General features: G+C 61.2%; 22 protein-coding genes and 1 pseudogene. 13 read left to right on the forward strand and 10 right to left on the reverse strand.

Annotated elements, in window-relative coordinates; all coding sequences use genetic code 11:
• The first annotated feature begins 5 nt into the window (after nt 1–5).
• Both HA46_RS13575 and HA46_RS13580 read left to right on the forward strand, forming a co-directional pair.
• Nucleotides 6–836, forward strand: coding sequence for a phosphodiesterase (locus HA46_RS13575; protein WP_084884849.1), 831 nt, complete (start codon nt 6–8; stop codon nt 834–836).
• A 165-nt stretch (nt 837–1,001) separates the two neighbouring features.
• Nucleotides 1,002–2,601: pseudogene (locus HA46_RS13580) on the forward strand (sensor domain-containing diguanylate cyclase).
• Between the two features lie 44 nt (nt 2,602–2,645).
• Here the strand turns inward: HA46_RS13580 and bcp are convergent.
• Entirely contained in the window at nt 2,646–3,113 is a 468-nt protein-coding gene (bcp, locus tag HA46_RS13585) for a thioredoxin-dependent thiol peroxidase (protein WP_033753813.1), read from the reverse strand.
• A gap of 142 nt (nt 3,114–3,255) precedes the next feature.
• The gene (locus HA46_RS13590; protein WP_084884851.1) at nt 3,256–3,834 is read right to left on the reverse strand and encodes a glycine cleavage system transcriptional repressor; all 579 of its coding nucleotides are present in this window, start codon (nt 3,832–3,834) and stop codon (nt 3,256–3,258) included.
• Nucleotides 3,835–3,977: 143 nt separating this feature from the next.
• On the opposite strand from HA46_RS13590, the gene dapA reads away from it, so the two are divergent.
• The 6 genes from dapA (at nt 3,978) to ypfH (ending at nt 10,475) form a co-directional block, all read left to right on the forward strand.
• The gene (gene dapA, locus HA46_RS13595; protein WP_033753807.1) at nt 3,978–4,856 is read left to right on the forward strand and encodes a 4-hydroxy-tetrahydrodipicolinate synthase; all 879 of its coding nucleotides are present in this window, start codon (nt 3,978–3,980) and stop codon (nt 4,854–4,856) included.
• Between the two features lie 14 nt (nt 4,857–4,870).
• On the forward strand, nt 4,871–5,902 hold the full coding sequence (bamC, locus tag HA46_RS13600) for an outer membrane protein assembly factor BamC (RefSeq protein WP_084884854.1): 1,032 nt from the start codon (nt 4,871–4,873) through the stop codon (nt 5,900–5,902).
• 146 nt (nt 5,903–6,048) lie between these two features.
• Entirely contained in the window at nt 6,049–6,762 is a 714-nt protein-coding gene (gene purC / locus HA46_RS13605) for a phosphoribosylaminoimidazolesuccinocarboxamide synthase (RefSeq protein ID WP_033753802.1), read from the forward strand.
• 125 nt (nt 6,763–6,887) lie between these two features.
• Complete coding sequence (gene ypfJ, locus HA46_RS13610) at nt 6,888–7,748, forward strand: KPN_02809 family neutral zinc metallopeptidase (protein ID WP_084884857.1); 861 nt, start codon at nt 6,888–6,890, stop codon at nt 7,746–7,748.
• On the forward strand, nt 7,748–9,718 hold the full coding sequence (locus tag HA46_RS13615) for a tRNA(Met) cytidine acetyltransferase TmcA (protein ID WP_084884859.1): 1,971 nt from the start codon (nt 7,748–7,750) through the stop codon (nt 9,716–9,718). The genes ypfJ and HA46_RS13615 overlap by 1 nt, the downstream gene beginning before the upstream one ends.
• 73 nt (nt 9,719–9,791) lie before the next feature.
• On the forward strand, nt 9,792–10,475 hold the full coding sequence (ypfH, locus tag HA46_RS13620) for an esterase (protein ID WP_033791778.1): 684 nt from the start codon (nt 9,792–9,794) through the stop codon (nt 10,473–10,475).
• 57 nt (nt 10,476–10,532) lie between these two features.
• Here ypfH and HA46_RS13625 read toward each other — a convergent pair whose 3' ends face one another.
• Genes HA46_RS13625 through HA46_RS13635 form a run of 3 tightly spaced genes read right to left on the reverse strand, consistent with a single transcriptional unit; the run spans nt 10,533 to nt 12,242 of the window.
• Nucleotides 10,533–10,721 (reverse strand): YpfN family protein, encoded by a 189-nt coding sequence (locus HA46_RS13625; protein WP_033791776.1) that lies wholly within the window; start codon nt 10,719–10,721, stop codon nt 10,533–10,535.
• A 23-nt stretch (nt 10,722–10,744) separates the two neighbouring features.
• Nucleotides 10,745–11,872, reverse strand: a complete 1,128-nt coding sequence (gene dapE / locus HA46_RS13630; RefSeq protein WP_084884861.1) for a succinyl-diaminopimelate desuccinylase — start codon at nt 11,870–11,872, stop codon at nt 10,745–10,747.
• Between the two features lies 1 nt (nt 11,873).
• Entirely contained in the window at nt 11,874–12,242 is a 369-nt protein-coding gene (locus tag HA46_RS13635; protein ID WP_033791773.1) for an ArsC family reductase, read from the reverse strand.
• Between the two features lie 381 nt (nt 12,243–12,623).
• On the opposite strand from HA46_RS13635, the gene ypfM reads away from it, so the two are divergent.
• The gene (gene ypfM / locus HA46_RS21565) at nt 12,624–12,686 is read left to right on the forward strand and encodes a protein YpfM (RefSeq protein WP_143806259.1); all 63 of its coding nucleotides are present in this window, start codon (nt 12,624–12,626) and stop codon (nt 12,684–12,686) included.
• Nucleotides 12,687–12,784: 98 nt separating this feature from the next.
• Here ypfM and acrD read toward each other — a convergent pair whose 3' ends face one another.
• The 3 genes from acrD to narQ form a co-directional block, all read right to left on the reverse strand.
• Nucleotides 12,785–15,901, reverse strand: a complete 3,117-nt coding sequence (acrD, locus tag HA46_RS13640) for a multidrug efflux RND transporter permease AcrD (protein ID WP_084884864.1) — start codon at nt 15,899–15,901, stop codon at nt 12,785–12,787.
• 170 nt (nt 15,902–16,071) lie between these two features.
• Nucleotides 16,072–16,704 carry a response regulator gene (locus HA46_RS13645; protein ID WP_033791769.1) on the reverse strand — a complete coding sequence of 211 codons (633 nt, stop codon included), beginning with the start codon at nt 16,702–16,704 and terminating at the stop codon, nt 16,072–16,074.
• Between the two features lie 75 nt (nt 16,705–16,779).
• Complete coding sequence (gene narQ / locus HA46_RS13650; RefSeq protein ID WP_084884866.1) at nt 16,780–18,468, reverse strand: nitrate/nitrite two-component system sensor histidine kinase NarQ; 1,689 nt, start codon at nt 18,466–18,468, stop codon at nt 16,780–16,782.
• Nucleotides 18,469–18,723: 255 nt separating this feature from the next.
• Between narQ and HA46_RS13655 the strand changes: the two genes are divergently transcribed.
• The 4 genes from HA46_RS13655 to HA46_RS13670 all read left to right on the forward strand — a co-directional run bounded on the left by HA46_RS13655 (nt 18,724) and on the right by HA46_RS13670 (nt 22,774).
• Complete coding sequence (locus HA46_RS13655) at nt 18,724–18,996, forward strand: YdgH/BhsA/McbA-like domain containing protein (protein ID WP_033791765.1); 273 nt, start codon at nt 18,724–18,726, stop codon at nt 18,994–18,996.
• A gap of 274 nt (nt 18,997–19,270) precedes the next feature.
• Complete coding sequence (ansP, locus tag HA46_RS13660; RefSeq protein ID WP_033791764.1) at nt 19,271–20,764, forward strand: L-asparagine permease; 1,494 nt, start codon at nt 19,271–19,273, stop codon at nt 20,762–20,764.
• A gap of 126 nt (nt 20,765–20,890) precedes the next feature.
• Complete coding sequence (gene nudK / locus HA46_RS13665) at nt 20,891–21,469, forward strand: GDP-mannose pyrophosphatase NudK (protein WP_033791762.1); 579 nt, start codon at nt 20,891–20,893, stop codon at nt 21,467–21,469.
• A 243-nt stretch (nt 21,470–21,712) separates the two neighbouring features.
• Complete coding sequence (locus HA46_RS13670) at nt 21,713–22,774, forward strand: DUF1176 domain-containing protein (RefSeq protein WP_084884869.1); 1,062 nt, start codon at nt 21,713–21,715, stop codon at nt 22,772–22,774.
• Here HA46_RS13670 and ampH read toward each other — a convergent pair.
• Together ampH and tkt are read right to left on the reverse strand one after the other, a co-directional pair.
• Nucleotides 22,771–23,940, reverse strand: a complete 1,170-nt coding sequence (gene ampH, locus HA46_RS13675) for a D-alanyl-D-alanine-carboxypeptidase/endopeptidase AmpH (RefSeq protein ID WP_033791760.1) — start codon at nt 23,938–23,940, stop codon at nt 22,771–22,773. The genes HA46_RS13670 and ampH overlap by 4 nt on opposite strands.
• 146 nt (nt 23,941–24,086) lie before the next feature.
• Nucleotides 24,087–26,087: a transketolase gene (gene tkt / locus HA46_RS13680; RefSeq protein WP_033791759.1), complete on the reverse strand. Its 2,001-nt coding sequence runs from the start codon at nt 26,085–26,087 to the stop codon at nt 24,087–24,089.
• Nucleotides 26,088–26,089 lie beyond the last annotated feature (2 nt).

A 26,089-nucleotide genomic window follows, 5' to 3' on the forward strand; every position in this document is an offset into this window, starting at 1 on the left:
GCTCTGTGTCCGACAACCCGACGCTGATTGCGCAGATCAGCGACCTGCATATCAAGGCGAACGGTCGCCTGTCCTATAAAAAAGTCGATACCCGGGCCGCGCTGCTGCGCGCCATCGACACCCTTAACGCCCTGCGGCCGCGGCCGGATATGGTGGTGATCACTGGCGATCTGGTCGATTTCGGCACGGTTGAGGAGTATGAGACGCTGCGGCTGGCGCTGCGTCTTCTGCAGCTGCCGTTCCGCCTGATGCCGGGCAACCATGACGATCGCCAGGCGCTGCGCGCGGTGTTTGCCGATCACGCCTACCTTCAGCATGGCGCCACCCTGAACTGGCAGCTAAAGGTCGGGCCGCTGCAGCTGCTTGCGCTCGACTCCAGCGTGCCGCAGCAGCCCTGGGGCTATGTCGATGAGCATCAGGTGACGTGGCTGGAGCAAAACCTGGCGCGTGAGCCCGCCGCGCCGACGCTGGTGATGCTGCATCATCCCCCCTTTATCTGCGGCATCGACCATATGGATCGCCAGCGGCTGCGCAACCCCGACGCGCTGGCGGCGGTAATCGCCCGGCATCCGCAGGTTGAGCGCGTGCTGTGCGGCCATCTGCATCGCAGCCTGCAAACGCGCTTCGCCGGTACGCTGGCGGTGTGCGCGCCGGGCCTCTCTCACCAGGTGGCCTTTGACCTGCAGCCCGACGGTCCGGCTCATTTCGTGCTGGAGCCGCCGGGTTTTTTGCTGCACCGCTGGCAGCCGGAGCAGGGCATGGTGACGCACCTGTGCGCCATAGGCGATTATTCCGGCCCCTGGCCCTTCTACGATCGGCACGGATTGATCGACTAGCGCCAGGCGTAAAGAAAGGGTTTCTGAGAATGTCGCGGTGGGAAGGTGCTCAGAAGGGCGACAGCGTGTACACTTGGCGATTGCCTCACCAGGGCGGATAATCTCCAACAATAACGACATTTTCAGGCCTTTCAGCATGTACTTATCTTTTGCGGCGGGCGCGCGATGTTAATGCGCCTGCGTCCCCGAACCGATCTGCGTACGCTTATCGCGTTGCTCGCTATCGTCAGCATCGTGGTTACGCTGACCAACACGCTCTATGCCACCTGGCGCGTGCAGCGTATGGCGCTGATCGACAGCACGCTGGAGGCGAACCGCGCCTATGCCACCAAGCTCGCCTCCACCACCGAAATCTTTTTCCAGCTGGCGCAGTCGCAGCTGCACTACAGCGCCAGGCTGCTGGGCGAAAACTTTGACGATCCCGCGCTGCTGCGTCAGGAGGTCGATCGCCTGCGCGAGCAGACCAGCAGCTTTAACTCGGTGGCGGTCGTCGACGCCAGCGGTGTGGTAAAAGCTATCTCGCCGGAGTCCCTGATGTTGCAGGGCATGCACCTGACCAGCGATGCGTCGCGCGAAGCGCTAAGCGCGCGGCAACCCGCCATCAGCAAGCCGACCATTTCGGCGGCGAACAACCTGATTATTTTCGTCTCCTGGCCGATCTGGAGCCGCGAGGGGCACTATCTCGGCTACGTTGGCGGCACCATCTACCTGAAGAAGAAAAGCATCTTAAATACGCTGCTCGGCGAGCAGTACTATCGCGACGGCACCAGCGTCTACGTGCTCGACAGCGCCAGTCAGGTGCTCTATCACCAGAACGGACAGCTGATTGGCAAAACCCTGCCCGCGCTGCTGAGCGGCCGCGACGAAAACAGCAACGGCTCGCTGCAGCTGCAGCGGCTCGCTGCAGCTGCAGTCGGCGGGGGAACCGCCACGCCTTGCCGGATATGCCGTGGTGCCGACCACCGGCTGGACGGTGGTGGCGCTGAAGCCGACCGCGGTAACGCTGGAGCCGCTCACCGGTCTGCTGATGCAGGTGCTGAAGCACTCGGTGCCTTTCGCGCTGCTGACGTTGCTGGTGGCGGTCGTGCTGGCGCGGCTGATCGCGCTGCCGCTCTGGCAGCTGGCGCGTAAGGCGCGCCAGATGGATGCGCCCGGCGTCTCGCTGGAGCTCGGCATGATCCATGCCTGGTACTTCGAGGCGGCGCAGGTGAAGCGCGCGCTGCTGACCGGCATCGGGCTGGTGCAGGACAAGATCGGCCGCCTGAAGTCAGAGGTGCAGACCGATCCGCTGACGCAGCTTCTCAACCGGCGCGGCCTCAGCGCGGTGCTCGACTTCTATCAGACGATGCGTCAGCCGTTCGCCGTGCTGGCGCTCGATATCGACCACTTTAAGCGGGTCAATGATAGCTGGGGACACGATGTCGGCGATCGCGTGATCAAGCAGGTAGCGCAGACCTTAAGCGCCAGCGCGCGTCAGAGCGACGTGGTGTGCCGCAGCGGCGGAGAGGAGTTTCTGATGCTGCTGCCAGTGACCGATATTGACGAGGCGAGCCGCCTTGCCGAGCGCATACGCGCCAGCATCGCCGCCGCGTCCATAGCCGACGTCGGCGCCATTACCCTTTCCGTCGGCGTCGCGGCCTGGCAGGATGAGGCGATGCCGCTGGAGCAGAGTTTGAAACAGGCTGACGCCGCGCTCTATCAGGCCAAGCATGACGGGCGCAACTGCGTGCGGGTGGCGGAGGCGTCGCAGAGCCTGACGCCGTAAAGAGAAGAGGGCGGGATGCGGCGCAGGGCCGCATCCGCGCCGCGTTACGCCGACTTCAGATAATCCATCACGATGTCGTGATGGTTAGAGGTTTTGAAGTCGTCGAACACTTTTTCGATAGTGCCATCGACGCCCACCAGGAAGCTGATACGGTGGATGCCGTCATAGGTTTTGCCCATAAAGGTCTTTTCGCCCCAGACGCCGAAGGCGGAGCAGACCTGATGATCTTCGTCAGAGAGCAGCGTAAAGTTCAGCAGCTCTTTTTCGGCGAAGCGCGACAGCTTTTCAGGTTTGTCGGTGCTGATGCCGAGCACTTCCACGCCCGCTTTCTTCAGCTCATCCATATTGTCGCGCAGGCCGCAGGCCTGCACGGTGCATCCCGGCGTCATCGCTTTCGGGTAGAAATAGACCAGAACGCGCTGTCCCTGGAAGTCGGTTAAATTTACCTGTTCGCCATCCTGGTCGGGCAAGCTAAATTTCGGTGCGGTATCACCGGCTTTCAGTGGATTCATCACTACTCTCCATTTTTTCTTTATGCTGTGGGCGACCTGACGTCTGACGAACCGCGTCAGGCGAGAAGCCGCCATCAGGGGATATTGCGCCACATAGCCAGACAACAGTGATGTGGAGGAATAGCCCCGGTTTGTTTACAGCTTAGCGTGAGCCCTGCAGCGTCGCCGCATCGTCGTCGGCCAGGCTGTAGAAACGCAGCGTGCCGTCGGCGTTGAGTTCGCGGCACAGGGCGTAAAACGCCTGCTCAAACTGAGAGTCGCCGACGCCCGCCGGGCTGTGCGCGGTAATTTGAATATAGAGCGTCGGCGTCTGATCTGCATGACCCGGCTTAATGCGCGAACCCAGTTCAGCGATGTTCATCGCATGTTTGTCGAACAGATCGGTAAAGCGCTCGATCAGGTGGGGCGAGTCCGGCACCTCAACCTGTACCCACACCGTCGCCGGCATCGGCGGACGCATCCTGGCGCTGGTGCGCTTCATGACGATCAGCAGTTCCAGCTCCGCGCCTTTCAGCGGCAGCGTCGATTCAATCAGCGCGATGGCGTTCCAGCTGCCGGATAGCAGCATAATAAAGGTGAACTCATCCCCGAGCATGGCGAGACGGCTGTCTTCGATATTGCATCCGCAGCTGCTGACGTGACGGGTAATGGTATTGACGATACCCGGACGGTCAACACCCAGTGCGGTGATCACCAAATGGTGGGGCTGAGACTGCGGCAATGTGGGATTTCCTGTTCATTCGCTAATAACTATAAGGTAAACATAAAAAAAACTGCTGACAAGCGCAGGAGGGGCGTGGCCTGCTTGCTTTTCAACAGAAGTAAAACGTACCATGAAGCACTTGTTTGTCGAGGGGATCGCCAATGTTCACGGGAAGTATTGTTGCACTCGTTACGCCAATGGATGACAAAGGTAATGTCTGCCGTGCGAGTCTGAAAAAACTAATTGATTATCACGTCGCCAGCGGCACCGCAGCGATCGTCTCCGTCGGCACCACCGGCGAATCCGCGACCCTGAGCCATGAAGAGCATGGCGACGTAGTGATGCTGACGCTCGATCTGGCCGATGGCCGTATTCCGGTGATCGCCGGCACCGGCGCCAACGCCACCGCAGAAGGCATCTCTCTCACCAAACGCTTCGAAAACAGCGGCGTAGTTGGCTGCCTGACCGTGACGCCTTACTATAACCGTCCGACGCAGGAAGGGCTGTTCCAGCACTTTAAAGCGATCGCGGAAAGCACGGCGCTGCCGCAAATGTTATACAACGTCCCCTCACGCACCGGCTGCGACATGCTGCCGGAAACCGTCGCGCGCCTTGCTGAAATCAAAAATATTATCGGAATCAAAGAGGCGACCGGGAACTTATCGCGCGTTAGCCAGATCCAAGCACTGGTCGATGAGGCCTTTATAATCGTCAGTGGCGACGACGCCAGCGCGCTGGACCTGATGCAGCTGGGCGGCAAGGGCGTTATCTCGGTCACGGCCAACATCGCGGCACGTGAAATGGCTGAGCTGTGCGCGCTGGCGCAACAGGGCAACTTCGTCGAGGCGCGTCGCCTGAATCAGCGTCTGATGCATCTGCACCAGACGCTTTTCTGCGAACCCAATCCGATCCCAGTGAAATGGGCGGCGAAACAGTTAGGATTAATCGCCAGTGACACGCTGCGTCTGCCGATGACGCCGCTGAGTTCAGCGGCCATACCAAAAGTCGAGCAGGCGCTGATTAAAGCGGGTTTGCGATAAGTTAGGGAGTTTCAATGAATCATTCTGTAAAGCGCTCAACGGTTGCGACCGTTGTCGCGCTGTCTACTGCGATGCTGTTAACGGCGTGCTCTAGCGATCAGCGTTATAAACGTCAGGTAAGCGGTGACGAGTCCTATTTACAGGCCAGCGAACTGCACGATCTGCAGGCGCCCGCCGGTATGATCCTGCCGGTGGCGCACGGCGATTACGACGTGCCGCACACCGCTGCCAGCGGCAACGTCGGCAAGCAGCTCGACATTCGTCCGCCGGCTCAGCCGCTGGCGCTGGTTAACGGCGCGCGCGCGCAGTTCACCGGCAACACCGGCGTGCTGATGCTGGAAAACAGCCGCGGCGCGGTCTGGTCGCAGGTGACCAAAGTCGTTGAGTCGAACAATTTCCCTATTGCGCAGCGCAACGATGCGCGTCAGCAGCTGACCACCGACTGGGTGCAGTGGAACCGCGCCGACGAAGATAATCAGTACCGCGGCCGCTATGAGATCAGCGTGCAGTCGCAGAGCTACCAGCAAATGCTGACGGTGCGTCTGCTTGAGCTGCAGCAGCAGGATAAAGCGGTCACCGCGCCGGTGCAGATCCAGCGCTACACCGCGCAGATGCTCAACGCCATCAGCGCAGGCCTGGATAAAATCGACGTCGCCAGCGAAAATGCGGCGGCCGGTCGCGTCAGCGGCAGCATTGACGTTCAGAGCGGCGCGGACGATACCGGCCTGCCGATGCTGGTGCTGCGCACGCCGTTCAGCGTCGCCTGGCAGCGTCTGCCGCAGGCGATGCAGCGCGTCGGCATGGAAGTGACCGACAGCAATCGCCCGCAGGGCAGCATGAACGTCACCTACAAGTCGCCGGGCAGCGGCGCGTGGGATGAGGTCGGCGCGAAAGATCCGGAACTGCCGAACGGCGACTATAAAGTGCAGGTCGGCGATCTCGATAACCGCAGCAGCCTGCAGTTTATCGATCCGAAGGGGCATGTGCTCACCCAGTCGCAGAACGATGCTCTGGTAGCCGTGTTCCAGGCGGCTCTCAACAAATAAATCGCCTCAGGGCCGGAGATTCTCCGGCCTTTTTTTTTCGTCTCTGGCATAATAGCGCGCGGCGAAGTAAACGATTGCGTCGCGGCAATCCCCCAGCGGCCCGCCGTCGCAGAACACCCGAAATTTTCAAGTCTGGAGTTAACAAGATGCAAAAGCGAGCTGAGTTGTATCGCGGTAAAGCGAAAACCGTATACAGCACCGACAATCCGGATCTGCTGGTACTCGAGTTCCGCAACGATACGTCAGCAGGCGACGGAGCCCGAATCGAGCAGTTCGATCGCAAAGGAATGGTAAATAACAAGTTCAACCATTTTATCATGACCAAACTGCAGGAAGCGGGCATTCCGACCCAGATGGAAGCGCTGCTCTCCGACAACGAAGCGCTGGTGAAAAAGCTGGAGATGGTGCCGGTAGAGTGCGTGGTGCGCAACCGCGCGGCCGGCTCGCTGGTAAAACGTCTCGGCGTGGAAGAGGGCATGATCCTCAATCCGCCGCTGTTCGATCTGTTCCTTAAAGACGACGCGAAGCACGACCCGATGGTTAATGAATCCTACTGCGAAACCTTCGGCTGGGTAAGCAAAGCGAACCTCGCGCGTATGCAGGAGCTGACCTTTAAAGCCAACGAAGTGCTGAGCAAACTGTTTGACGACGCGGGCCTGATCCTGGTCGATTTCAAACTGGAGTTCGGCCTGTTTAAAGGCGAAGTGGTGCTGGGCGACGAATTTTCGCCAGACGGCGCGCGCCTGTGGGACAAGCAGACGATGGATAAAATGGACAAAGATCGTTTTCGCCAGAGCCTGGGCGGTTTGATCGAGGCCTATGAAGAGGTGGCGCAGCGTCTGGGCGTTAAGCTCGACTAGGCTAATCGCTTGCCAGACAGAGAAAGGAGAGCCGCGGCTCTCCTTTTTTCATTTGGCCGCAAGGCTGGTAGTTGTCTCCTCGCGCAACTAAAATCACGGGAAACTATCTCAATCAGGAGCAGGTTATGCGCTGGCAAGGACGTCGCGAGAGCGACAATGTAGAAGACCGTCGAGATCAAAGCCCAGCTTACGGTGGCGGCGGACGTCAGATTCGTATTCCACGCGGAAAGGGCGGCATTATTCTGTTAGTCGTGGTCGCGGTGGCCGGCTATTACGGTTACGACCTGACGGGGCTGCTGACCGGCGGTGACGTCGCCCCCACCAGCCAGCAGCAGCGCGTCAGCGCCAATGACGACGAAGCGGCGAAATTCACCCGCGTTATCCTGGCCTCCACGGAAGATACCTGGAGCAAACTGTTCCAGCAGATGGGCAAAGAATACACCGCGCCGACGCTGGTGATGTACCGCGGCGCGACCCAGACCCGCTGCGGCACCGGCCAGACGGCGATGGGCCCTTTCTACTGCCCGGCGGATCGGCGCGTCTATATCGATCTCTCCTTCTACGATGAGATGAAAAACAAGCTTGGCGCGGGCGGTGAGTTCGCGCAGGGTTACGTGGTGGCGCATGAGGTGGGACACCACGTGCAGAATCTGCTCGGCATTGAACCGAAAGTGCGCGAAATGCAGCAGGGCGCAAGCCAGACGCAAATCAACCATCTGTCGGTGAAAATGGAACTGCAGGCGGACTGCTTCGCCGGCGTCTGGGGCCACTACGTCAGCAAAGATAACTGGCTGGAAGCCGGCGACCTGCAGCAGGCGCTGGATGCGGCGCAGGCGATCGGCGATGACCGTCTGCAGCAGCGCAGTCAGGGACGCGTGGTGCCCGACAGCTTTACCCACGGCACCTCGGAGCAGCGCTACACCTGGTTTAAACGCGGATTCGACAGCGGCGATCCGGGACAGTGCAACACTTTCGCTGCTAACTGATGTCGCCCGATCAGCTCAGCCGCCAGATGCAGCAGGCAGGCATCAGGCGGCTTTGCGCCATCAGCGGCGACGCAGCCTGGTCTATGGCGCGCGCCGCCGAGTGGCGCGCCGCCTTGCCGGGCGACTGGCTGGTCGTAGGCGACGCGCCGATCGAGGGGCTGCCGCACTGCGCGCCGTCGGCGCTGCGCACGCTGCTGGGCCGCGAATTCACCCATGCTATTTTTGACGCGCGCCGCGGTTTCCACGCCGAGGCGTTCGCCGCGCTGGCGGGTACGCTGCGCGCCGGAAGCTGGCTGCTGCTGCTGACGCCGCCGTGGCCGCGCTGGGCGCAACAGCCCGACGAGGACAGCCTGCGCTGGGCCGACGTGGCTGAACCGCTCCCGACGCCGCACTTTGTGCGCCATTTGCAGGCGAGTTTGCTAGCCGATCCCGCCGTGGCGCTGCTGCGTCAGGACGCGCCGCCGCGTATCTCGCCGCTGGCGCCGCTGCCGCGCTGGCAGTGTCGCGCGCCGGAGCAGCAGCAGGCGATTGTCCATCAGCTGCTGACGATGACGTCAGGCGTCGCGGTGCTCACCGCGCCGCGGGGGCGCGGCAAATCGGCGCTGGCAGGCATGCTGGCGCGGCAGATCCCGCGCGCGCTGATCACCGCCCCGGCGAAGGCCGCCACCGACGTGCTGACGCGCTTCGCGCAGGACCACTTCTACTTTATGGCGCCCGACGCCATTCTCGCCCAGCCAGATCTGCCCGCCGTCGACTGGCTAATCGTCGATGAGGCCGCAGCGATCCCCACGCCGATACTGACGCAGCTGGTGGCGCGCTTTCCGCGCGTGCTGCTGACAACCACGGTGCAGGGCTACGAAGGCACCGGCCGCGGCTTTATCCTGAAGTTCTGCGCCGGGCTGGAACAGGTGCGCTACTTCACGCTGGATGAGCCGCTGCGCTGGTCGCGGCACGACCCGCTGGAGGCCTGGCTTAATCAGGCGCTGCTGTTTGAGGACGCCGCGCCTGCGCCGCGCTCCTCGGCCGGCGCGCCGCGTCGTATGCCTGACGACGCCTGGCGGCGCGATCCCGCGCAGCCGGCGGCTGCCTGGCGCCTGCTTGCCAGCGCTCACTACCGCACCTCGCCGCTCGATCTGCGACGCTTAATGGACGCGCCTGGCATGACCCTGTGGCTGAGCGGCGACGCGCCTGCGCTGCAGGGCGCGCTCTGGCTGGTCGAGGAGGGCGGCTTAACGCCCGAACTGGCGCAGGCGGTCTGGGCGGGCAGGCGACGTCCGCGCGGCAACCTGGTGGCGCAGTCGCTGGCGGCGCACGCCGGATTCGTCGAGGCGGCGACGCTGCGCTCCAGACGTATCAGCCGTATCGCGGTGGCGGCGGAACAGCGCAGGCAGGGTGTTGGCCAGGCGTTGGTCGCTGCCGTCCAGCGTCAGCAGGATGTGGATTTTCTCTCGGTCAGCTTCGGCTACACAGAGGCGCTATGGGCCTTCTGGCGCGCCTGCGGCTTTAGCCTGGCGCGCATCGGCACTCAGCGCGAAGCGAGCAGCGGCTGCTATGCGGCGATGGCGATTCTGGCGCTGACGCCCGCAGGCAAGGCGTTACAGCAGCGCGCCGCGACGCGGCTGGCACGCGACTGGCCGCAGCTGCGCCAGCAGATTGCCGAGTCGATCGCGCTGCCGGAGGCGCCGCTGACGTTTACTGATGAAGATGCCTGGCTGGCGGCGGGGTTCGCCTGGGCGCAGCGGCCGCTGGAGGCGAGCCTGCCGGTTTTATTTCGGCTCGCGGCCTGCGCCGCTGTGCCGCCGCTGTTGCAGGCGGCGCTGCAACCCCAGGCGGACCCGGTCGCGCTCGCGCAGCAGGCGGGGCTGAGCGGGCGCAAGGCGCTGATCGCCCGGCTACGGCTTGAGGCCGCTGCCGCTCTGACCGCGCTGGACGCCGCGCGCGCCGATCGGCTGCGTCGGCAAGTAGAATAAATCCACAGACTTGTTCAAATATTCCCAATAGCGCTCTGCGCAGGGCGGCGTATAGTGATGAGAGGAGGTCATTATGACACTGCAATATGTAATTGTTCAGCAGCCGAGCGCGGAAGCGCAACAGCTGTTCCTGCTCTATCACGGCGTCGGCGACAATCCCCATTCTATGGCGCAGCTGGGCAGCTGGTTTGCGCGCGAGTTCCCGCAGGCGCAGGTGGTGGCGGTAGGCGCGCCGTCCCCGGGCCACTACTGGTTCAGCGAAACCGCGCAGCACGATCAGAGCGAGCAGCAGCGGGTTAACGCCGTGCTGCCGCAGTTCGTCGACTCGGTGCGGCACTGGCAAGAGCAAAGCGGCGTGCGCGCCGACGCGACCGCGCTGGTGGGCTTTTCGCAGGGCAGCACCATGGTGCTGGAGGGCGTGAAGGCGCAGCCGGATCTGGCGGGCCGGGTGGTGGCGTTCAGCGGCCGCTATGCGACGCTGCCGGAGCACGCCTCGACGCGCACCACTATCCATCTGATCCACGGCGAGTATGACGAACAGATACCGATGCAGCACGCCGAACAGGCGGCGCAGCGGCTGACCGCGCTGGGCGGTGACGTGACGCTCGATATTGTTGAAGATCTGCCGCACGCGGTCGACGACCGCAGCATGGCGCTGGCGCTGAAGCATCTGCACTATACCGTGCCAAAGCGCTATTTCGATGAGGCGCTAAGCGGCGCGAAACCCGGCGACGATGACGTCATTATGATGATGTAAAAACGCCCTCGCGCAGGCGAGGGCGTCTCAGGACGATGGCGCGACCAAAAAGGCCTGTTACTTCTTCTTCGGCCAGTCGTCTTCATCGTCCCATTTATCGTTAAAGTCGCGATGCGGCGGCAGGTCGGGCTTGTTCGCCATATATTTTTTATGATCGATGCGCTTCAGATCTTTGTAAACGTTCATCAACACGCCGACCAGCAACAGGATCACAAGGATCCACCAGTAATCTTTAATAAATTCCATTTGCCTGCTCCTCTCGATCGCGATCAGGCGACCAGCTGTTCCATAATGCGCTGATACATGCGGCTCAGCGTCTGCAGATCGGCTGCCTTCACGCACTCATTGATTTTGTGAATGGTGGCATTCACCGGGCCGAGCTCTACCACCTGCGCGCCCATCCGCGCGATAAAGCGCCCGTCTGAGGTGCCGCCGGTGGTCAATAGCTGCGGCTTAATTTCATTATAGTGCGATACCGCCCTGATAACGGCGTCGACCAGCTTGCCGCGCGAGGTCAGGAAGGGTTGGCCAGAAACGTTCCATTCCAGCGTATAGCGCAGCTGATAGCTGTCGAGCAGCGCCGTCACGCGCTCTTTAATCATTTGATCGGTGAGCTCGGTGCTGAAGCGGAAATTAAACTGCACGAAAAATTCGCCGGGGATGACGTTGTTGCTGCCGGTGCCCGCCTGCACGTTAGCGATCTGCATGCTGGTCGGCGGGAAAAAGGCGTTGCCGCTGTCCCACTCGGTGGCGACCAGCGCGTTGAGCGCCGGCATCGCGCGATGTACCGGATTATCTGCCAGATGCGGATAGGCGACATGTCCCTGCACGCCGTGGATGGTCAGGTTCGCGGTCATCGAGCCGCGACGACCGTTTTTCACCACGTCGCCCACCACTTCGGTACTGGACGGCTCGCCCACCAGGCAGTAATCCACGCGCTCATTGCGCGCCATCAGACGCTCGACCACTTTTACCGTACCGTTTTTGGCGCTCGCCTCTTCGTCTGAGGTGATCAAAAACGCCAGGCGGCCTTTATGGTTGGGGTGCGCGGCGACGAAGCGCTCCGCCGCAACCACCATCGCCGCCAGCGAACCTTTCATGTCCGCCGCGCCGCGGCCAAACAGCATGCCGTCGCGGATCGTGGGCTCAAAAGGGGGATTGATCCAGCGGCTGGCGTCGCCGGGCGGCACCACGTCGGTATGGCCCGCAAACGCCAGGGTTTCGCCCTGACCACGCGTGGCCCAGAAGTTGAGCGTATCGTCGATAAGCATCGGCTCGACCTGAAAGCCGATCGCCTCCAGACGCGCAATCAGCAGCGCCTGACAGCCCGCGTCATCCGGGCTGAGCGAAGGGCGGCGGATAAGCTGCTGCGCCAGTTCGATGACAGGACAGAACATATTATGATTTCTCCTGGATAAACGCCTGGTAAGCGGCTTCGCTGAAGCCGACAAGCTGCGCGCCGTCCGGCGCGCGCAGTACGGGCCGCTTGATGACGGCGGGGTGCGCCAGCATCAGCGCTTTCGCGCTCTCAGCATCGATAACGGCGTCGCGTTCGGCGTCCGTCAGTTTGCGCCAGGTGGTACCGCGGGTGTTAAGCAGCGTCTGATAGCCGGACCGATCGATAAGCTGCGACAGCAGCGCATCGCTCAGCCCGCTGGCGCGGTAGTCATGGAATTCAACGTTGATGTCGGCGGCTTCTAAATAGCGGCGCGCTTTTTTTATGGTGTCGCAATTTTTTATGCCGTACATCACCCACTGCGCTGTCATCAGGATTCCTCGTCTGAAAATGAGGCGGTCAGTTTAACACAGAGAGCCGGGGTGCTAAGCGGTGGGAAGAGAAAAGCAGGGAAATAACCGGAATAAAATCATTAGGATTTGTCTTAGTAACCGCTTTCATTTTAGAGGTGATTGTCACGATGTTTATCATGAGGCTGTTAAGAATTATCTTAGTGCGTATCCAGACCAGCTGGTCCGAATGTTTTCCCTCTTTCTTTCACGTTTATAGTAAGTTGCTGAAATGTGCGTCAGCTAGCAGAACAAAAAACTACAGTAATTAATCGATTCTGCCGATAGTGAAAAGTGGTGTAACCGTATTCACATGGCGAAAATTTATGCGTAAAATCGTCAGCACAATAAGAGAGGGTTTATATGATTGACGCTGAAATGGGGAACTGGAAAGAATTCATCGCGGCGATGTTACGCAACAAGTAACGCGCGGCGGAAAAGGCAGGAAATATCCCCCTTGCTCTGATTCCGACCACACATAGCAATAAGGCAGCCACTTCGGTGGCTGCCTTTACTTTTTTCACTCAGTCATGCGGCTTCGCCTTTAACGGGAAGCGTCGGCGCACCAGCACGAAGAACAGCGGCACAAAAAAGATCGCCAGCAGCGTGGCGGAGATCATGCCGCCCATTACGCCGGTGCCGACCGCGTGCTGGCTGCCGGAACCGGCGCCGGCGCTGATGGCCATCGGCAGCACGCCGAAGATAAAGGCCAGCGAGGTCATCAGGATCGGGCGCAGACGCTGACGCGACGCGGAGAGCGTGGCCCCGACCAGTTCGCCGCCTTTGCTGTTGATCTCGTTGGCAAACTCCACAATCAGTATGGCGTTCTTCGCCGACAGGCCTACCACCGTCAGCAGCCCCACCTGGAAGTAGACGTCGTTCTCCAGCCCGCGCAGCCAGGTAGCGACCAGCGCGCCAACTACGCCGAGCGGCACCACCAGCATCACCGAGAAGGGAATCGACCAGCTCTCATAGAGCGCCGCCAGGCAGAGAAACACCACCAGCAGCGAAATGGCGTAGAGCGCCGGCGCCTGCGAGCCGGACAGCCGCTCCTGATAAGAGGCGCCGGTCCACTGGAAGCCAACGCCGAGCGGCAGCTGCGCGACCAGGCGCTCCATGGCGTCCATCGCCGCGCCGCTGCTGACGCCCTGCGCCGCCTCGCCGACGATCTCGATCGACGAGTAGCCGTTATAGCGCTCCAGGCGCGGCGAGCCGGTCTCCCAGCGGCTGGTGGCGAAGGCAGAGAAGGGCACCATGCCGCCGCTACTGTTGCGCACGTACCACTTATTGATGTCGTCCGGCAGCATGCGGAAGGCCGGCGCGGCCTGCACGTAAACTTTTTTCACGCGTCCGCGGTCGAGGAAGTCGTTAACGTAGGTCGATCCCCACGCGGTAGTGAGGGTATCGTTGATCGTGTCGATCGAGACGCCCAGCGCCTGCGCTTTGCGCTGATCGACATCGATCTGCAGCTGCGGGCTGTCGTCCAGGCCGTTGTGGCGCACGCGCGACAGCGCCGGATCCGCCTCCGCCATCTCCAGCAGCTTATCGCGCATCGCCATCAGCGAGGCGTGGCCGATACCGGCGTGATCCTGCAGCTCCAGATCAAAACCAGAGGAGCTGCCCATGCCGGTAATCGCTGGCGGGCTGCTGGCAATAACGCGTCCCTCTTTGATGTCGCGGAACGCTTTGGTGGCGCGTTCGATAATGGCGAAAGAGGTGCGATCCGCGCCGGGGCGCGCCTCCCAGTCTTTCAGCCGTACGAACAGGCGCGCCACGTTCTGACCGTTGCCGCCCGGTCCCGATCCGATAGTGGAGAACACCGACAGCACGTTCTCTTTCTCCTGGGTCATATAGTAGCGCTCAACCTTCGCCACCACGTCGGAGGTTTGCTGCAGCGTCGCGCCCGGCGGCAGCTGCACCTGCGTCAGAAAGACGCCGCGATCTTCAAGCGGCAGAAACGAGGTGGGCAGACGGATAAACAGAAACGCCATCAGGCCGATAATCGCGAGGTAGAGCAGCAGCCAGCGGCCGCCTTTGCGCAAAATGCGCGCGACGCCGCGCTCGTAGCGGTCGGCGTTGCGGTTGAAGTGGCGGTTGAACCAGCCGAAAAAGCCGCGGCGGCCGTGATGTTCTCCCTGCGCCAGCGGCTTCAGCAGCGTGGCGCACAGGGCGGGCGTCAGGATCATCGCCACCAGCACCGACAGCACCATCGCCGATACGATGGTAATGGAGAACTGACGGTAGATCGCGCCGACCGTGCCGCCGAAAAAGGCCATCGGCACGAAAACCGCCGACAGCACCAGCGCGATCCCCACCAGCGCGCCCTGAATTTGCCCCATCGACTTACGCGTCGCCGCGCGCGGCGAGAGGCCTTCTTCGCTCATAATCCGCTCGACGTTCTCCACCACGACGATGGCGTCGTCCACCAGCAGGCCGATAGCAAGCACCATGGCGAACATGGTAAGGGTATTGATGCTGAAACCGCAGGCGTAGAGCACGGAAAAGGTGCCGAGCAGCACCACCGGCACGGCGATAGTCGGGATCAGGGTGGCGCGAAAATTCTGCATAAACAGATACATCACGCCGAACACCAGCACGATCGCTTCCAGCAGCGTTTTCACCACGTCGGTAATCGAGGCTTTGACGAAGGGCGTGGTTTCATAGGCAATTTTGGCTTCCAGCCCGTGCGGGAAAAAGTGCGACAGCTCTTCCACGCGCTGACGCACCAGCTTATCGGTGTTCATCTCGTTGGCGCCGGAGGCGAGCTTGATGCCCAGGCCCGACGCTGGCTGGCCGTTATAGCGGCTCAGATAATCATATTTCTCCGCGCCCAGCGCCACCTGCGCCACGTCGCTCAGCGTCACCACCGAGCCGTCGGGATTGGTCTTCAGGGTAATGGCCTTGAACTGTTCCGGCGTCTGCAGCAGCGACTGCGCGTTGACCGTTGCGTTCAGCGCCTGCTTGTCCACCGCGGGCAGGCCGCCGACCTGACCGACGGCGACCTGCGCGTTTTGCGCCTCAATGGCGCTGACCACGTCGTCAGTGGTAAGCGAGTAGGCGATAAGCCTGGCGGGATCGAGCCAGATACGCATCGCATACTGCGAGCCATAGGCGTCGACCTGGCCGACGCCGTCGATGCGGCTCAGGGGATCCTGAATATTACTGGCGACATAGTCTGCAATATCCTGTTTATCCATACTGCCGTCGGTGGAGACGAAAGCGATCATCAGGATATTGCTGTCGCCGGTTTTATTGACCGTCACGCCCTGCGACTGCACCGCCTGCGGCAGCTTGCGCAGCGCCGACTGCAGCTGGTTCTGCACCTGCTGGCGCGCTTCGTCGGGGTTGGTGCCGGCCGAGAAGGTGAGGGTGATCTGCGCCTGGCCGGTATTGCTGCTGTTGGACGACATATACATCAGATTGTCGATACCGGTCATGTTCTGCTCGATAACCTGAGTGACGGTATTTTCCAGGGTTTCGGCCGAGGCGCCCGGATAGTTGGCGGTAATGCGCACGTTCGGCGGCGCCAGGTCGGGATATTGCTCAATGGGCAGGGAAATAATCGCCAGCGTGCCGCACAGGCTGATTAAAATCGCCAGCACCCAGGCAAAAACGGGGCGGTCGATGAAAAAATTCGACATCGAATCGACACTCCTCAGCAGCGTTTCGCTTTTATTATCTGAATGCGGCCCGCGCTTTGCGCGGGTCGTGCGGGCAGGGAAAAGTCACTTTTTCGCTGAAACTTACTCTACGTGCTGCAAATTAGGAAATCGTGGAGAAATTGTGGAGAAAGTGTAAAACCCCCGTCAGGTCAGCTATGGCGGTTTTCCAGCCACATGATGGTTGCGGCGACGCGCGAGCGCACGTCGAGTTTTTTCAGCAGATTGCGGATATGCACTTTTACCGTCTCTTCTGAAATGTGCAGCGCGGCGGCGATCTCTTTATTCGACAGGCCGCGCGCTACCTCCTGCAGCACGTCCCGTTCGCGTTCGGTGAGCTGGCGAAACGGACTGGCGCTGTGCTGGCGCGTAGCGAGATAATCGCGCACCGCGTCGCTGAATATTTTTTCGCCGCTTGCCGCCTGCAGGATCTGACCGGGCAGCAGTTCCGGATCGCTGTCTTTGAGCAGATAGCCGTCCGCGCCGGCATCGACCATCGCGTCGATATCGCTGCGCGCATCCGACACGGTAAAGATCAAAATGCGCGAACTGATCCCTTCATGGCGCAGCGCCTTCAACGTATCAAGTCCCGACATGCCTTTCATATTGAGATCGAGCAGAATGATATCTGGCGCCAGGCGGCGGGCCTCGGCCAGCGCTTCGGTGCCGTTGTTCGCTTCGGCAATGACTTCCAGCCGAGGCTCCAGCGCCAGCAGTTGGCGAATACCGCGGCGCATTAGCGGATGGTCGTCCACAATCATGACCGTCAGCGTAGGTTGTTGCATATTGACTCCCGGCGAAAACGCAAAAAGCGCGTCTGAAAAAGTGAAAAAAGGGCGTTGCGCGTCAACGCGATGGTATTACGTCAGCGGCGTGTCGGGCCGCGGCGGAAAACGCAGCGCGACCTGCGTGCCGCGCGCCTGCGCCTGAATCTTCAGCTCGCCCGCCAGCCGCGCGGCGCGCTCCGACATGGTGGTGAGGCCGTAGTGGCCCTGCGGCTCCTCGGTGCTGGCGATGCCGACGCCGTCGTCCGTCACCGTAAGTAAATGCTCACCTTCCGCATTGCGCTCATAGCGTACGCTGATGTTTGCGGCGTCGGCGTGGCGAATGGCGTTCAACACCGCCTCGCGGGCAATCTGCAGCAGATGAACCTGCTGCTGCGCGTCCAGCGTTTCCAGCCCGGGCTGGAAGCTAAAGCTAATTTTAGCCGTAACCTGCTCCTGCAACGAAGCAATCATCGCCTGCATCGCCGCCACCAGATCGGCCTGCTCAATGGTCAGGCGGAAGGTCGCCAGCAGTTCGCGCAGCTGGCGGTAAGCGTCGGAAAGCGTGCGGTCGACGTCGGCGATAATGCTTTGCGCCTCCGCGCTGGAGGCGCCGAGCGTACGGCGCAGCAGCGTAAACTGAATACGCATAAAAGAGAGCGCCTGCGCCAGCGAATCGTGCAGCTCACGGGCGATAGTGGCGCGCTCTTCGATCAACAGCATCTGCTGAACCTGCTTTTGCGTCTGCCAGATCCAGACGGCGCGCGACAGCATATTGCCCAGGCTCTGCATGAGCGCCTGACGCGGCCGCGGCTGATCGCTTTGCCAGCGCAGCGCGCCGGCCTGTTCGTCGTCCTGCTGCAGCGTGACGCCATGCCAGCTTAGCGCCACGTCGCTTTCCCCAACGCTGAAGCGGCCATGCTCGCTCTCCAGCACCAGCGCGCGCAGGTTTTCGCGCTCGCGCACCTGCGCCATCACGCTTTCAAACAGCGCCGCATTGAGCGGACGGGCGGTCAGCATCTGCGAGCTTTCATACAGCAGCGACAGCGTGCGGTTCGCTTCCTGTAAATCGCGCGTCTTCTCTTCTACCGCGCTGGCCAGCGCCTGATGGTGCGAATGCAGACGCGCCGCCATGGCGCTAAAGGTCTGCGCCAGCACCCGCAGTTCATTATTCTGCTCCACCACCAGCGGCGGAAAGGCGAAGTTGCCGCTTTCAACGTAGCGGCTGGCGGTGACCAGCGCATTGAGCGGACGCACCACCTGGCGACGGCTGAAGCGAATCGTGCCCAGCGCCAGCGCCACAATCAACACCACGCCCAGCAGGCTGCTGGCCGCCACCAGCTCCATTTTTCTTTCGCTGTAGCGCTGTAGCCCCATGACAAAGCGATCGATCTCGCGGACGTAGTTCGCCACCTGCTGCTGATAGAGCGCTGCCTCGCCGCGCTGCAGCTGCTGTTGCAGCGCGGGCCAGGCGGTACGCAGATGGCGATAGCGGTTGACTACCTCCTGCGGCACCCAAGGACGATCGAGGTCGCGCAGCGCAGGTTTATTGAGCGTCTCTTCATATTCCAGCAGATGCTGACGAAGCTGCTGCGGCGCGCTGGCGCTGTCCCAGGCCAGCCGGTAACTCTGCATGCGCAGCGAACCTGCCAGGTTGATCGCCTCGGCGTCGCGCAGGCTGCTGGAGAGCGTCATCAGCGCCAGCCCGGTCGTCAGCAGCGCCAGCAGCACGATGGCGCTCAGCGCCTGGGCGATACTGCGGGTTACGGAACGTTTAACAATCACGGCAATATCCCTGTTTTTGGTGCGGGCATTATAAAGGAGAGGGCTTCAGGCTGCCAGGGCCAGACAAATTATCGACACGTCGGGTTACATTCTGCACAAAAAATAAACTCTGCTGACATAACCCAGGAGATCGTACCGCGTGGCGTTTAAAAAGCAGACAGGTTTACATCGGCCAGATGTAGGCTTTCATTACGGCGCTAATAATTCTTAGCAGAATTAAATAACTCACCTGCAACCCCCTCGAAGGAGCATGCTATGAAAAAAGGTATTTTGATTCTGGCCGGCGCCCTGTTGGCAACCGCTTCGTTCACTGCGCTGGCGGCCACGCCGGTAGATCAGGATCAGGCACAGGGTCTGCAAAGCATCGGCAGCGTTTCCGTTTCGAACGCGCGCGGCTCGCTGGATGACGCCACGCGCCAGCTGTCGCAAAAAGCAGAAGAGATGGGCGCAAGCCACTATCGCGTTATCGGCGTCGAAAACCCGGGCGACTCCAGCCTGTGGCGCGGCACCGCAGAGATTTATCGCTAGCCCTCAGCCATACCCTTCCATCCCTGTAGCACTTACCGGCCTGCCAATGGCCGGTTTTTTTGTGCAACAAACCCGATTCTTACAAAACACTTTGTGCGCTTCGCCGGTATCTTTTGCTTCGTTCACGCAGAACGGGTAGGATTCATCGCCGTAATTTCCCCTGCCTTTTTACTAATAACTCACAGGCAGATAACCGGGTGATTACCCCATTTCGCATGGCGTACGCAATCGTTTGTGATCGCCGTGATTGATGGTCAGGACAAACAGGAAGGCTATGAAATCTACTAAAAAAACCGCAGCCGAAATGCGTGCTGCGAAAAGACGCTGGCTGAACTCACATGACACCGGCTACCACAAGGCGATGGGCAATCGTCACGTTCAGATGATTGCCATCGGCGGCGCCATCGGCACCGGCTTATTCCTCGGCGCAGGCGGACGGCTGCAGGCGGCGGGACCGGCGCTGGCGTTAATCTATCTGGTGTGCGGCATCTTCTCGTTCTTTATTCTGCGGGCGCTGGGCGAACTGGTGCTGCACCGTCCCTCCAGCGGCAGCTTCGTTTCTTACGCGCGCGAATTCCTCGGGGAAAAAGCCGCCTACGTCGCGGGCTGGATGTACTTCGTTAACTGGGCGATGACCGGCATCGTCGATATCACCGCCGTCGCGCTTTATATGCACTACTGGGGTGCGTTCGGCGATGTGCCGCAGTGGGTCTTCGCGCTCGGCGCGCTGGCCATTGTCGGCACCATGAACATGATCGGCGTGAAGTGGTTCGCCGAGATGGAGTTCTGGTTCGCGCTGGTGAAAGTGCTGGCGATCGTCATCTTCCTGGTGGTGGGCGTGGTGTTTCTTGGCACCGGCAAACCGCTGGACGGCAACGCCACCGGCTTCCATTTAGTCACCGATAACGGCGGCCTGTTCCCGCACGGTCTGCTGGCGGCGCTGGTGCTGGTGCAGGGCGTGGTGTTCGCTTTCGCTTCTATCGAACTGGTAGGCACCGCCGCAGGCGAATGTAAAGATCCCGCCACCATGCTGCCGAAAGCGATCAACAGCGTGATCTGGCGTATCGGCCTGTTTTACGTCGGTTCGGTGGTGCTGCTGGTGCTGCTGCTGCCGTGGAACGCCTATCAGGCGGGCCAGAGCCCGTTCGTGACCTTCTTCTCAAAGCTGGGCGTGCCTTACGTCGGCAGCATCATGAACATCGTGGTGCTGAGCGCGGCGCTCTCCAGTCTGAACTCCGGCCTCTACTCTACCGGCCGTATTCTGCGTTCGATGGCGATGGGCGGTTCGGCGCCGAAGTTTATGGCGAAAATGAACGGCCAGCAGGTGCCTTACGCCGGTATTCTGGTCACCATCGCGGTCTATGTCATTGGCGTGGTACTCAACTACTACGTGCCTTCGCAGGTCTTCGAGATCGTGCTGAACGTCGCGTCGCTGGGCATTATCGCCTCATGGGGCTTTATCGTGATCTGCCAGATGCGTCTGCGCAAAGCGATCAAGGAAGGCAAAGCGGACGACGTCAGCTTTAAGCTGCCGGGCGCGCCGGTCACCTCCTGGCTGACGCTGCTGTTCTTGCTGAGCGTGCTGGTGCTGATGGCGTTCGATTACCCGAACGGTACCTATACCATCGCCGCTATCCCGATTCTGGCGGTGATTCTGGTGCTGGGCTGGTTCGGCGTGCGCAAGCGCGTGGCCGCCGTCGCGCAGACCGAGCACGATCACCTGAACGACGAGAAGCCGCACGCGCTGGCGGATGACGCCGCGCGCTAAGCGTAAGCGTCCATACTGAAAAGCCTGCCCGCTAACGGCAGGCTTTTTTTATTCCCGCCGCTTATAGTTTTCCCGCGCGCTTCCCCCTATGATGGCAGGCTCCCCTAAATCGGCAGTGGAGCCATCATGTCGTTCAAGATCAATATCATCAAAGACAAACTTCTCTCCGAAAACTATTTTATCCTGCGCAACTTCACCTACGAACTCGCCACCAAAAGCGGCGAGGTGGTGCGCCACAAGCGCGAAGTGTATGACCGCGGCAACGGCGCCACTATCCTGCTCTATAACCGCGAGAAAAACAGCGTCGTGCTGACCCGCCAGTTTCGTATCGCCACGTTCGTCAACGGCAACGCCAGCGGCATGCTGATCGAGGCCTGCGCCGGGCTGCTGGATAATGACACCCCGGAAGTCTGCATTCGCAAAGAGGCGATCGAAGAGACGGGCTATGCGGTGGGCGAGGTAGAAAAACTCTATGAAGCCTATATGTCGCCAGGCGGCGTCACCGAGCTGATTCACTTTTTCGCCGCTGAATATAACGAGTCGCTGCGTGATAACGCCGGCGGCGGCGTAGAGGATGAGGATATCGACGTGCTGGAGCTCCCGTTCCCGGAAGCGCTGGCGATGGTGAAAGATGGCCGCATCCGCGATGGCAAAACCATTATGCTGCTGCAGCATGCTCAGCTTGCGGGCTGGCTGAAGGCCTGACGAAGGGGATGACGCGCGGGGCGGGGCGACGCGTCGCCGCGCATAGTCCGATAAATCCGATTGAGATAAACCTGTGCGCTCCCGATGATGAAAAAGGTGATTTCTGTGGCGCCGTATCGCATTATCGTATGCTTTTTCAGCAGTTAAGTGCGCTTTCCGGACGTGGTCACAGTTTAGGTCCACCTGATGTCCGGTCGTTGCGCTATCATCTCCACTCTGAGATTTTGGGGACCGTTTTTCCTGATGCCGACCTGGACGAAGTCACTGCTGGTATTGCCATTCTTTTTCATTGCCTGCGTTAAAGCCGATCCACTGCAGAAGTCGTTTTCCGACTGGCAGGTGACCTGCAATAACGCCGCGTTCTGCGTGGCGCGCAATATACCTGGCGACAAAGGACTGGTGATGACGATCGCGCGCCATGCCGGCGTCAACGATCGCCCGCTGCTGCGTATCGACTATGGCAGCGCCTACAGCGGCGAGCTTCCCGGCGGGCCGCTACAGGATAATTTGCTGCTCGATCAGCGCCGTCTGCGTCCCGACTTCAAACACTGGACGGTTGAGCCGCACCACCTCGCCACCAGCAACGCTATCGCCATTGACGAATTTCTCGCGCAAATCCTCGACGCGGACGCGATCCAGCTTACCTATAACGCTCAGGCGACTATTTCGCTGCACGGTCTGAAAGCGGCGCTGCTGCTAGTGGATGACGTGCAGGGGAGGGTCAACGGCATGAGCGCGTGGATAAAACGCGGTTCGCGCGCGCTGTGGGACGTGCCGCCCCAGCCGGCGTTGCCGCAGCTGCCCGACATGGGCGCGCCGCCTGCCGCGCTGACGCGCGAGGAGACCAGCGGACTGCTCGATTACGGCACCTGGCGGCTCAACAGCGACGCCTGCTCGCTCGACCCAATGCGGCGCGAGGTCAACGTCGCGCCGCTGACCGACAGCAAAGCGCTGCTGATGGTGAGCTGCGAGATGGGAGCTTATAACGTGATCGATCTGGCCTTCGAAGTAACACGCGCCGCGCCCTATGTCGCACGCGGCATCAGCCTGACGCTGCCGTTTACGCCGCCGCGCGGCGAGCGTCAGCTGGAGCTGATCAACGCCGACTATGACGCCAGCACCGGCCAGCTTTACACCTTCAGCAAGGGACGGGGGCTGGGCGACTGCGGCGCCGCCACGCGCTGGCGCTTTAACGGCACCGACTTCACGCTGGCGGAATATGCCGAAGAGTCTACCTGCGACGCCTGGCACAGCAGCGACGACTGGCCGACCCTGTGGGTCTCCCAGCCGCCGCCCGCGCCTTAGCGAATCGCCTGCACCATCATCGGCGATCCGTTTTGGTTGCCGACCAGCTCCGCCAGCATATCGTTAACGCCGTCGCTCATGGCGGTAAAGCGCGTCAGCGGCGAGCGGGTGATCACCACAAATACCCCGACGTTATGCTGCGGCACCATCGCCATGTAGGTGATGAATCCGCCGCCGCCGCCGGTTTTCTGAATAATGCCGGGGCGACCGTTTTTCGGCCCCATATAGACCCAGCCCATGCCAATCGCGTCGGCTCTGCCCGGCACGTCCATGCCTTCTACCTTCGCCAGCTGATCGCGGCGATAGATCAGCGTCTGCATACGGTCCACCTGCGGCGAACGCGGGCTGACGGCCGAATCGAGGAACTGCTGCATCCAGCGGCCCATATCATCCGGCGTCGAGTAGACGCCGCCGCTGCCGATAGCGGCGAGCGTATTATTGCAGGGGCTGGCGCCTTTCTCCGCCACCATCAGGCGATCGCACTGCTCAGGCGAAGGCGTAAAGGTGGTGTCTTTCATGCCAAGCGGGCGGGTAATCAGCTGCTGAAGCAGCGCCGGATAGGGCATGCCGGCGGCGCGCGCCAGCGCATCGCCCAGCAGGTCATAGCCCAGATTCGAATAGGACGCGTCGGTGCCAGGCGCGGCTTTCAGCTTCGCGCCGGCCAGCCACTGCCAGCGATCGCTGCGCGTCGGCCAGACAAACACCGGACGATGCGGCTTGCCGCCAGGCTGCTCGCGCGGCAGGCCGCTGGTGTGGGTCGAAAGATTGATCAGGCGGATAGGCTGCCCGGCGTAGCTCGGCACGCGCGCGCCCGCCGGTGCATATTTGCTCAGCGGATCGTCAAGGCGAATTTGCCCGCGTTCCGCCATCTTCACCATCACTTCGCTGGTCAGCAGCTTGCTGAGCGAGGCGATGCGGATCAGGGAATCTTTCTGCGGCCGCACGTTATTACCGGGACGCGTTTCGCCAAAGCTGGCGAAAACGCGCTGGTTGCCGTCGATAGCGACCAGCGCCATGCCGGTGGCGCCGCTGCCGTAAAAAATGTGTTCAGCGTAGCGATCGACGATCTGGGACGAGAGCAGCGGATCGGGCGCGATCTGCGCCTTGCCTGCGAATGGCATCAGCGAAACCATTAAGGCGAGTAAATAGGGCGTACGTTTTTTCAACGGAAAAGCATCCAGCGAGAGGAATAAGGGAAAGATCCTATAGTAATGGGTTTACGCAAGCGGTGAAGGGGGCGAGGGGGATTTTTTTCTGTTTCAGGCTGTGAGACAGAGCGGCCCTTCCCGCAGAAGAGGAAGGGCCTGAAGCATTACGCTGGCTTGAGTAACGACTCCGCCTGCGCCACGATGTTTTCCACCGTGAAGCCGAAAGCAGGGAAGAGCTTGCCTGCCGGCGCGGATTCGCCGAAGGTGGTCATGCCGACGATTTTGCCGTCGATGCCGACATATTTGTACCAGTAGTCGGCGATGCCCGCCTCAACCGCGACGCGCGCGCGCACCGTCGACGGCAGCACCGATTCGCGCCAGGCGATATCCTGCTTGTCGAACACGTCGGTGCTCGGCAGCGACACCACGCGCACTTTGTGGCCGTCGGCGGTCAGCTTCTCCGCCGCGCCCAGCGTGATCTCCACTTCGGAACCGGTGGCAATCAGAATGATATCCGGCGTGCCGTCGCTGTCCTTCAGCACGTAGCCGCCGCGCGCGATATTCTCGACCTGCTCCGGACTACGTTCCGGCTGCAGCAGGTTCTGGCGCGACAGGATCAGCGCGGTCGGACCTTGATGGCGCTCAATCGCGGCTTTCCACGCCACCGCCGTCTCAACCTGGTCGCAGGGCCGCCAGGTGCTGAAGTTCGGCGTCAGGCGCAGGCTGGCGAGCTGTTCGACCGGCTGGTGCGTCGGGCCGTCTTCGCCGAGGCCGATGGAGTCATGGGTATAGACCATAATCTGCCGCGCTTTCATCAGCGCCGCCATACGCGCGGCGTTGCGCGCATACTCCACGAACATCAGGAAGGTGGCGGTGTAGGGCACGAAGCCGCCGTGATGGGCGATACCGTTGGCGATAGCGGTCATGCCGAACTCGCGCACGCCGTAGTGAATATAGTTGCCCGCCGGATCTTCTTTAATCGGCTTCGAACCTGACCAGATGGTAAGGTTGCTCGGCGCGAGGTCCGCCGATCCGCCCAGCAGTTCCGGCAGCAGCGAGCCGAGATGCTCCAGCGTATTTTGCGACGCTTTGCGGCTGGCGATCTTCTGCGGATTGGCCTGCAGGTCGGTAATGAACTTATGGGTCTCGCTCTCCCACGTCGACGGCATTTCGCCGTTCATGCGGCGCTGGTACTCCTCAGCCAGCTCCGGATGCGCCTGCTTATAGGCGGCCAGCTTGTCGTTCCAGGCGCGCTCGCGCTCGGCGCCCGCCTCTTTGGCGTCCCACTGCTGATAGATCTCCTGCGGGATTTCAAACGGCGGCGAGGTCCAGCCCAGCTCTTTACGCGCCAGCGCCACTTCCGCGTCGCCCAGCGCCGCGCCGTGCGACTCCTCTTTACCGGCTTTGTTCGGCGAACCGAAACCGATAACGGTGCGGCAGATAATCAGCGACGGCTTGTCGGTGACGCTCTGCGCCTCTTTAATCGCGCGGCTCACCGCCTCGGCGTCGTGGCCGTCGATCTCGCCGACGACGTGCCAGTTGTAGGCTTCGAAACGCTTATGGGTGTCGTCGGTAAACCAGCCTTCTGTTTCGCCGTCGATAGAGATGCCGTTGTGGTCATAGAAACCGATCAGCTTGCCGAGGCCGAGCGTGCCCGCCAGCGAGCAAACTTCATGGGAGATCCCCTCCATCAGGCAGCCGTCGCCCATAAACACATAGGTAAAGTGGTCGACGATATCGTGACCCGGACGGTTGAACTGCGCGCCCAGCGTGCGTTCGGCGATCGCCAGGCCTACGGCGTTGGCCAGCCCCTGGCCCAGCGGACCGGTGGTGGTTTCTACGCCCGGCGTGTAGCCGATTTCCGGGTGGCCCGGCGTTTTAGAGTGCAGCTGACGGAAGTTCTTCAGCTCTTCCATCGGCAGATCGTAGCCGGTGAGGTGCAGCAGGCTATAGAGCAGCATCGAGCCGTGGCCGTTGGAAAGAATAAAACGGTCGCGGTCGGCCCATGCGGGGTTAGTCGGGTTATGTTTCAGGTAGTCGCGCCACAGCACTTCGGCGATGTCCGCCATGCCCATCGGCATGCCCGGGTGACCTGAGTTCGCTTTTTGTACCGCATCCATACTTAACGCACGAATCGCGTTCGCCAGCTCTCTGCGTGATGACATAG

The organism is Pantoea septica, assembly GCF_002095575.1.
Taxonomy (GTDB): Bacteria; Pseudomonadota; Gammaproteobacteria; order Enterobacterales; family Enterobacteriaceae; genus Pantoea; species Pantoea septica.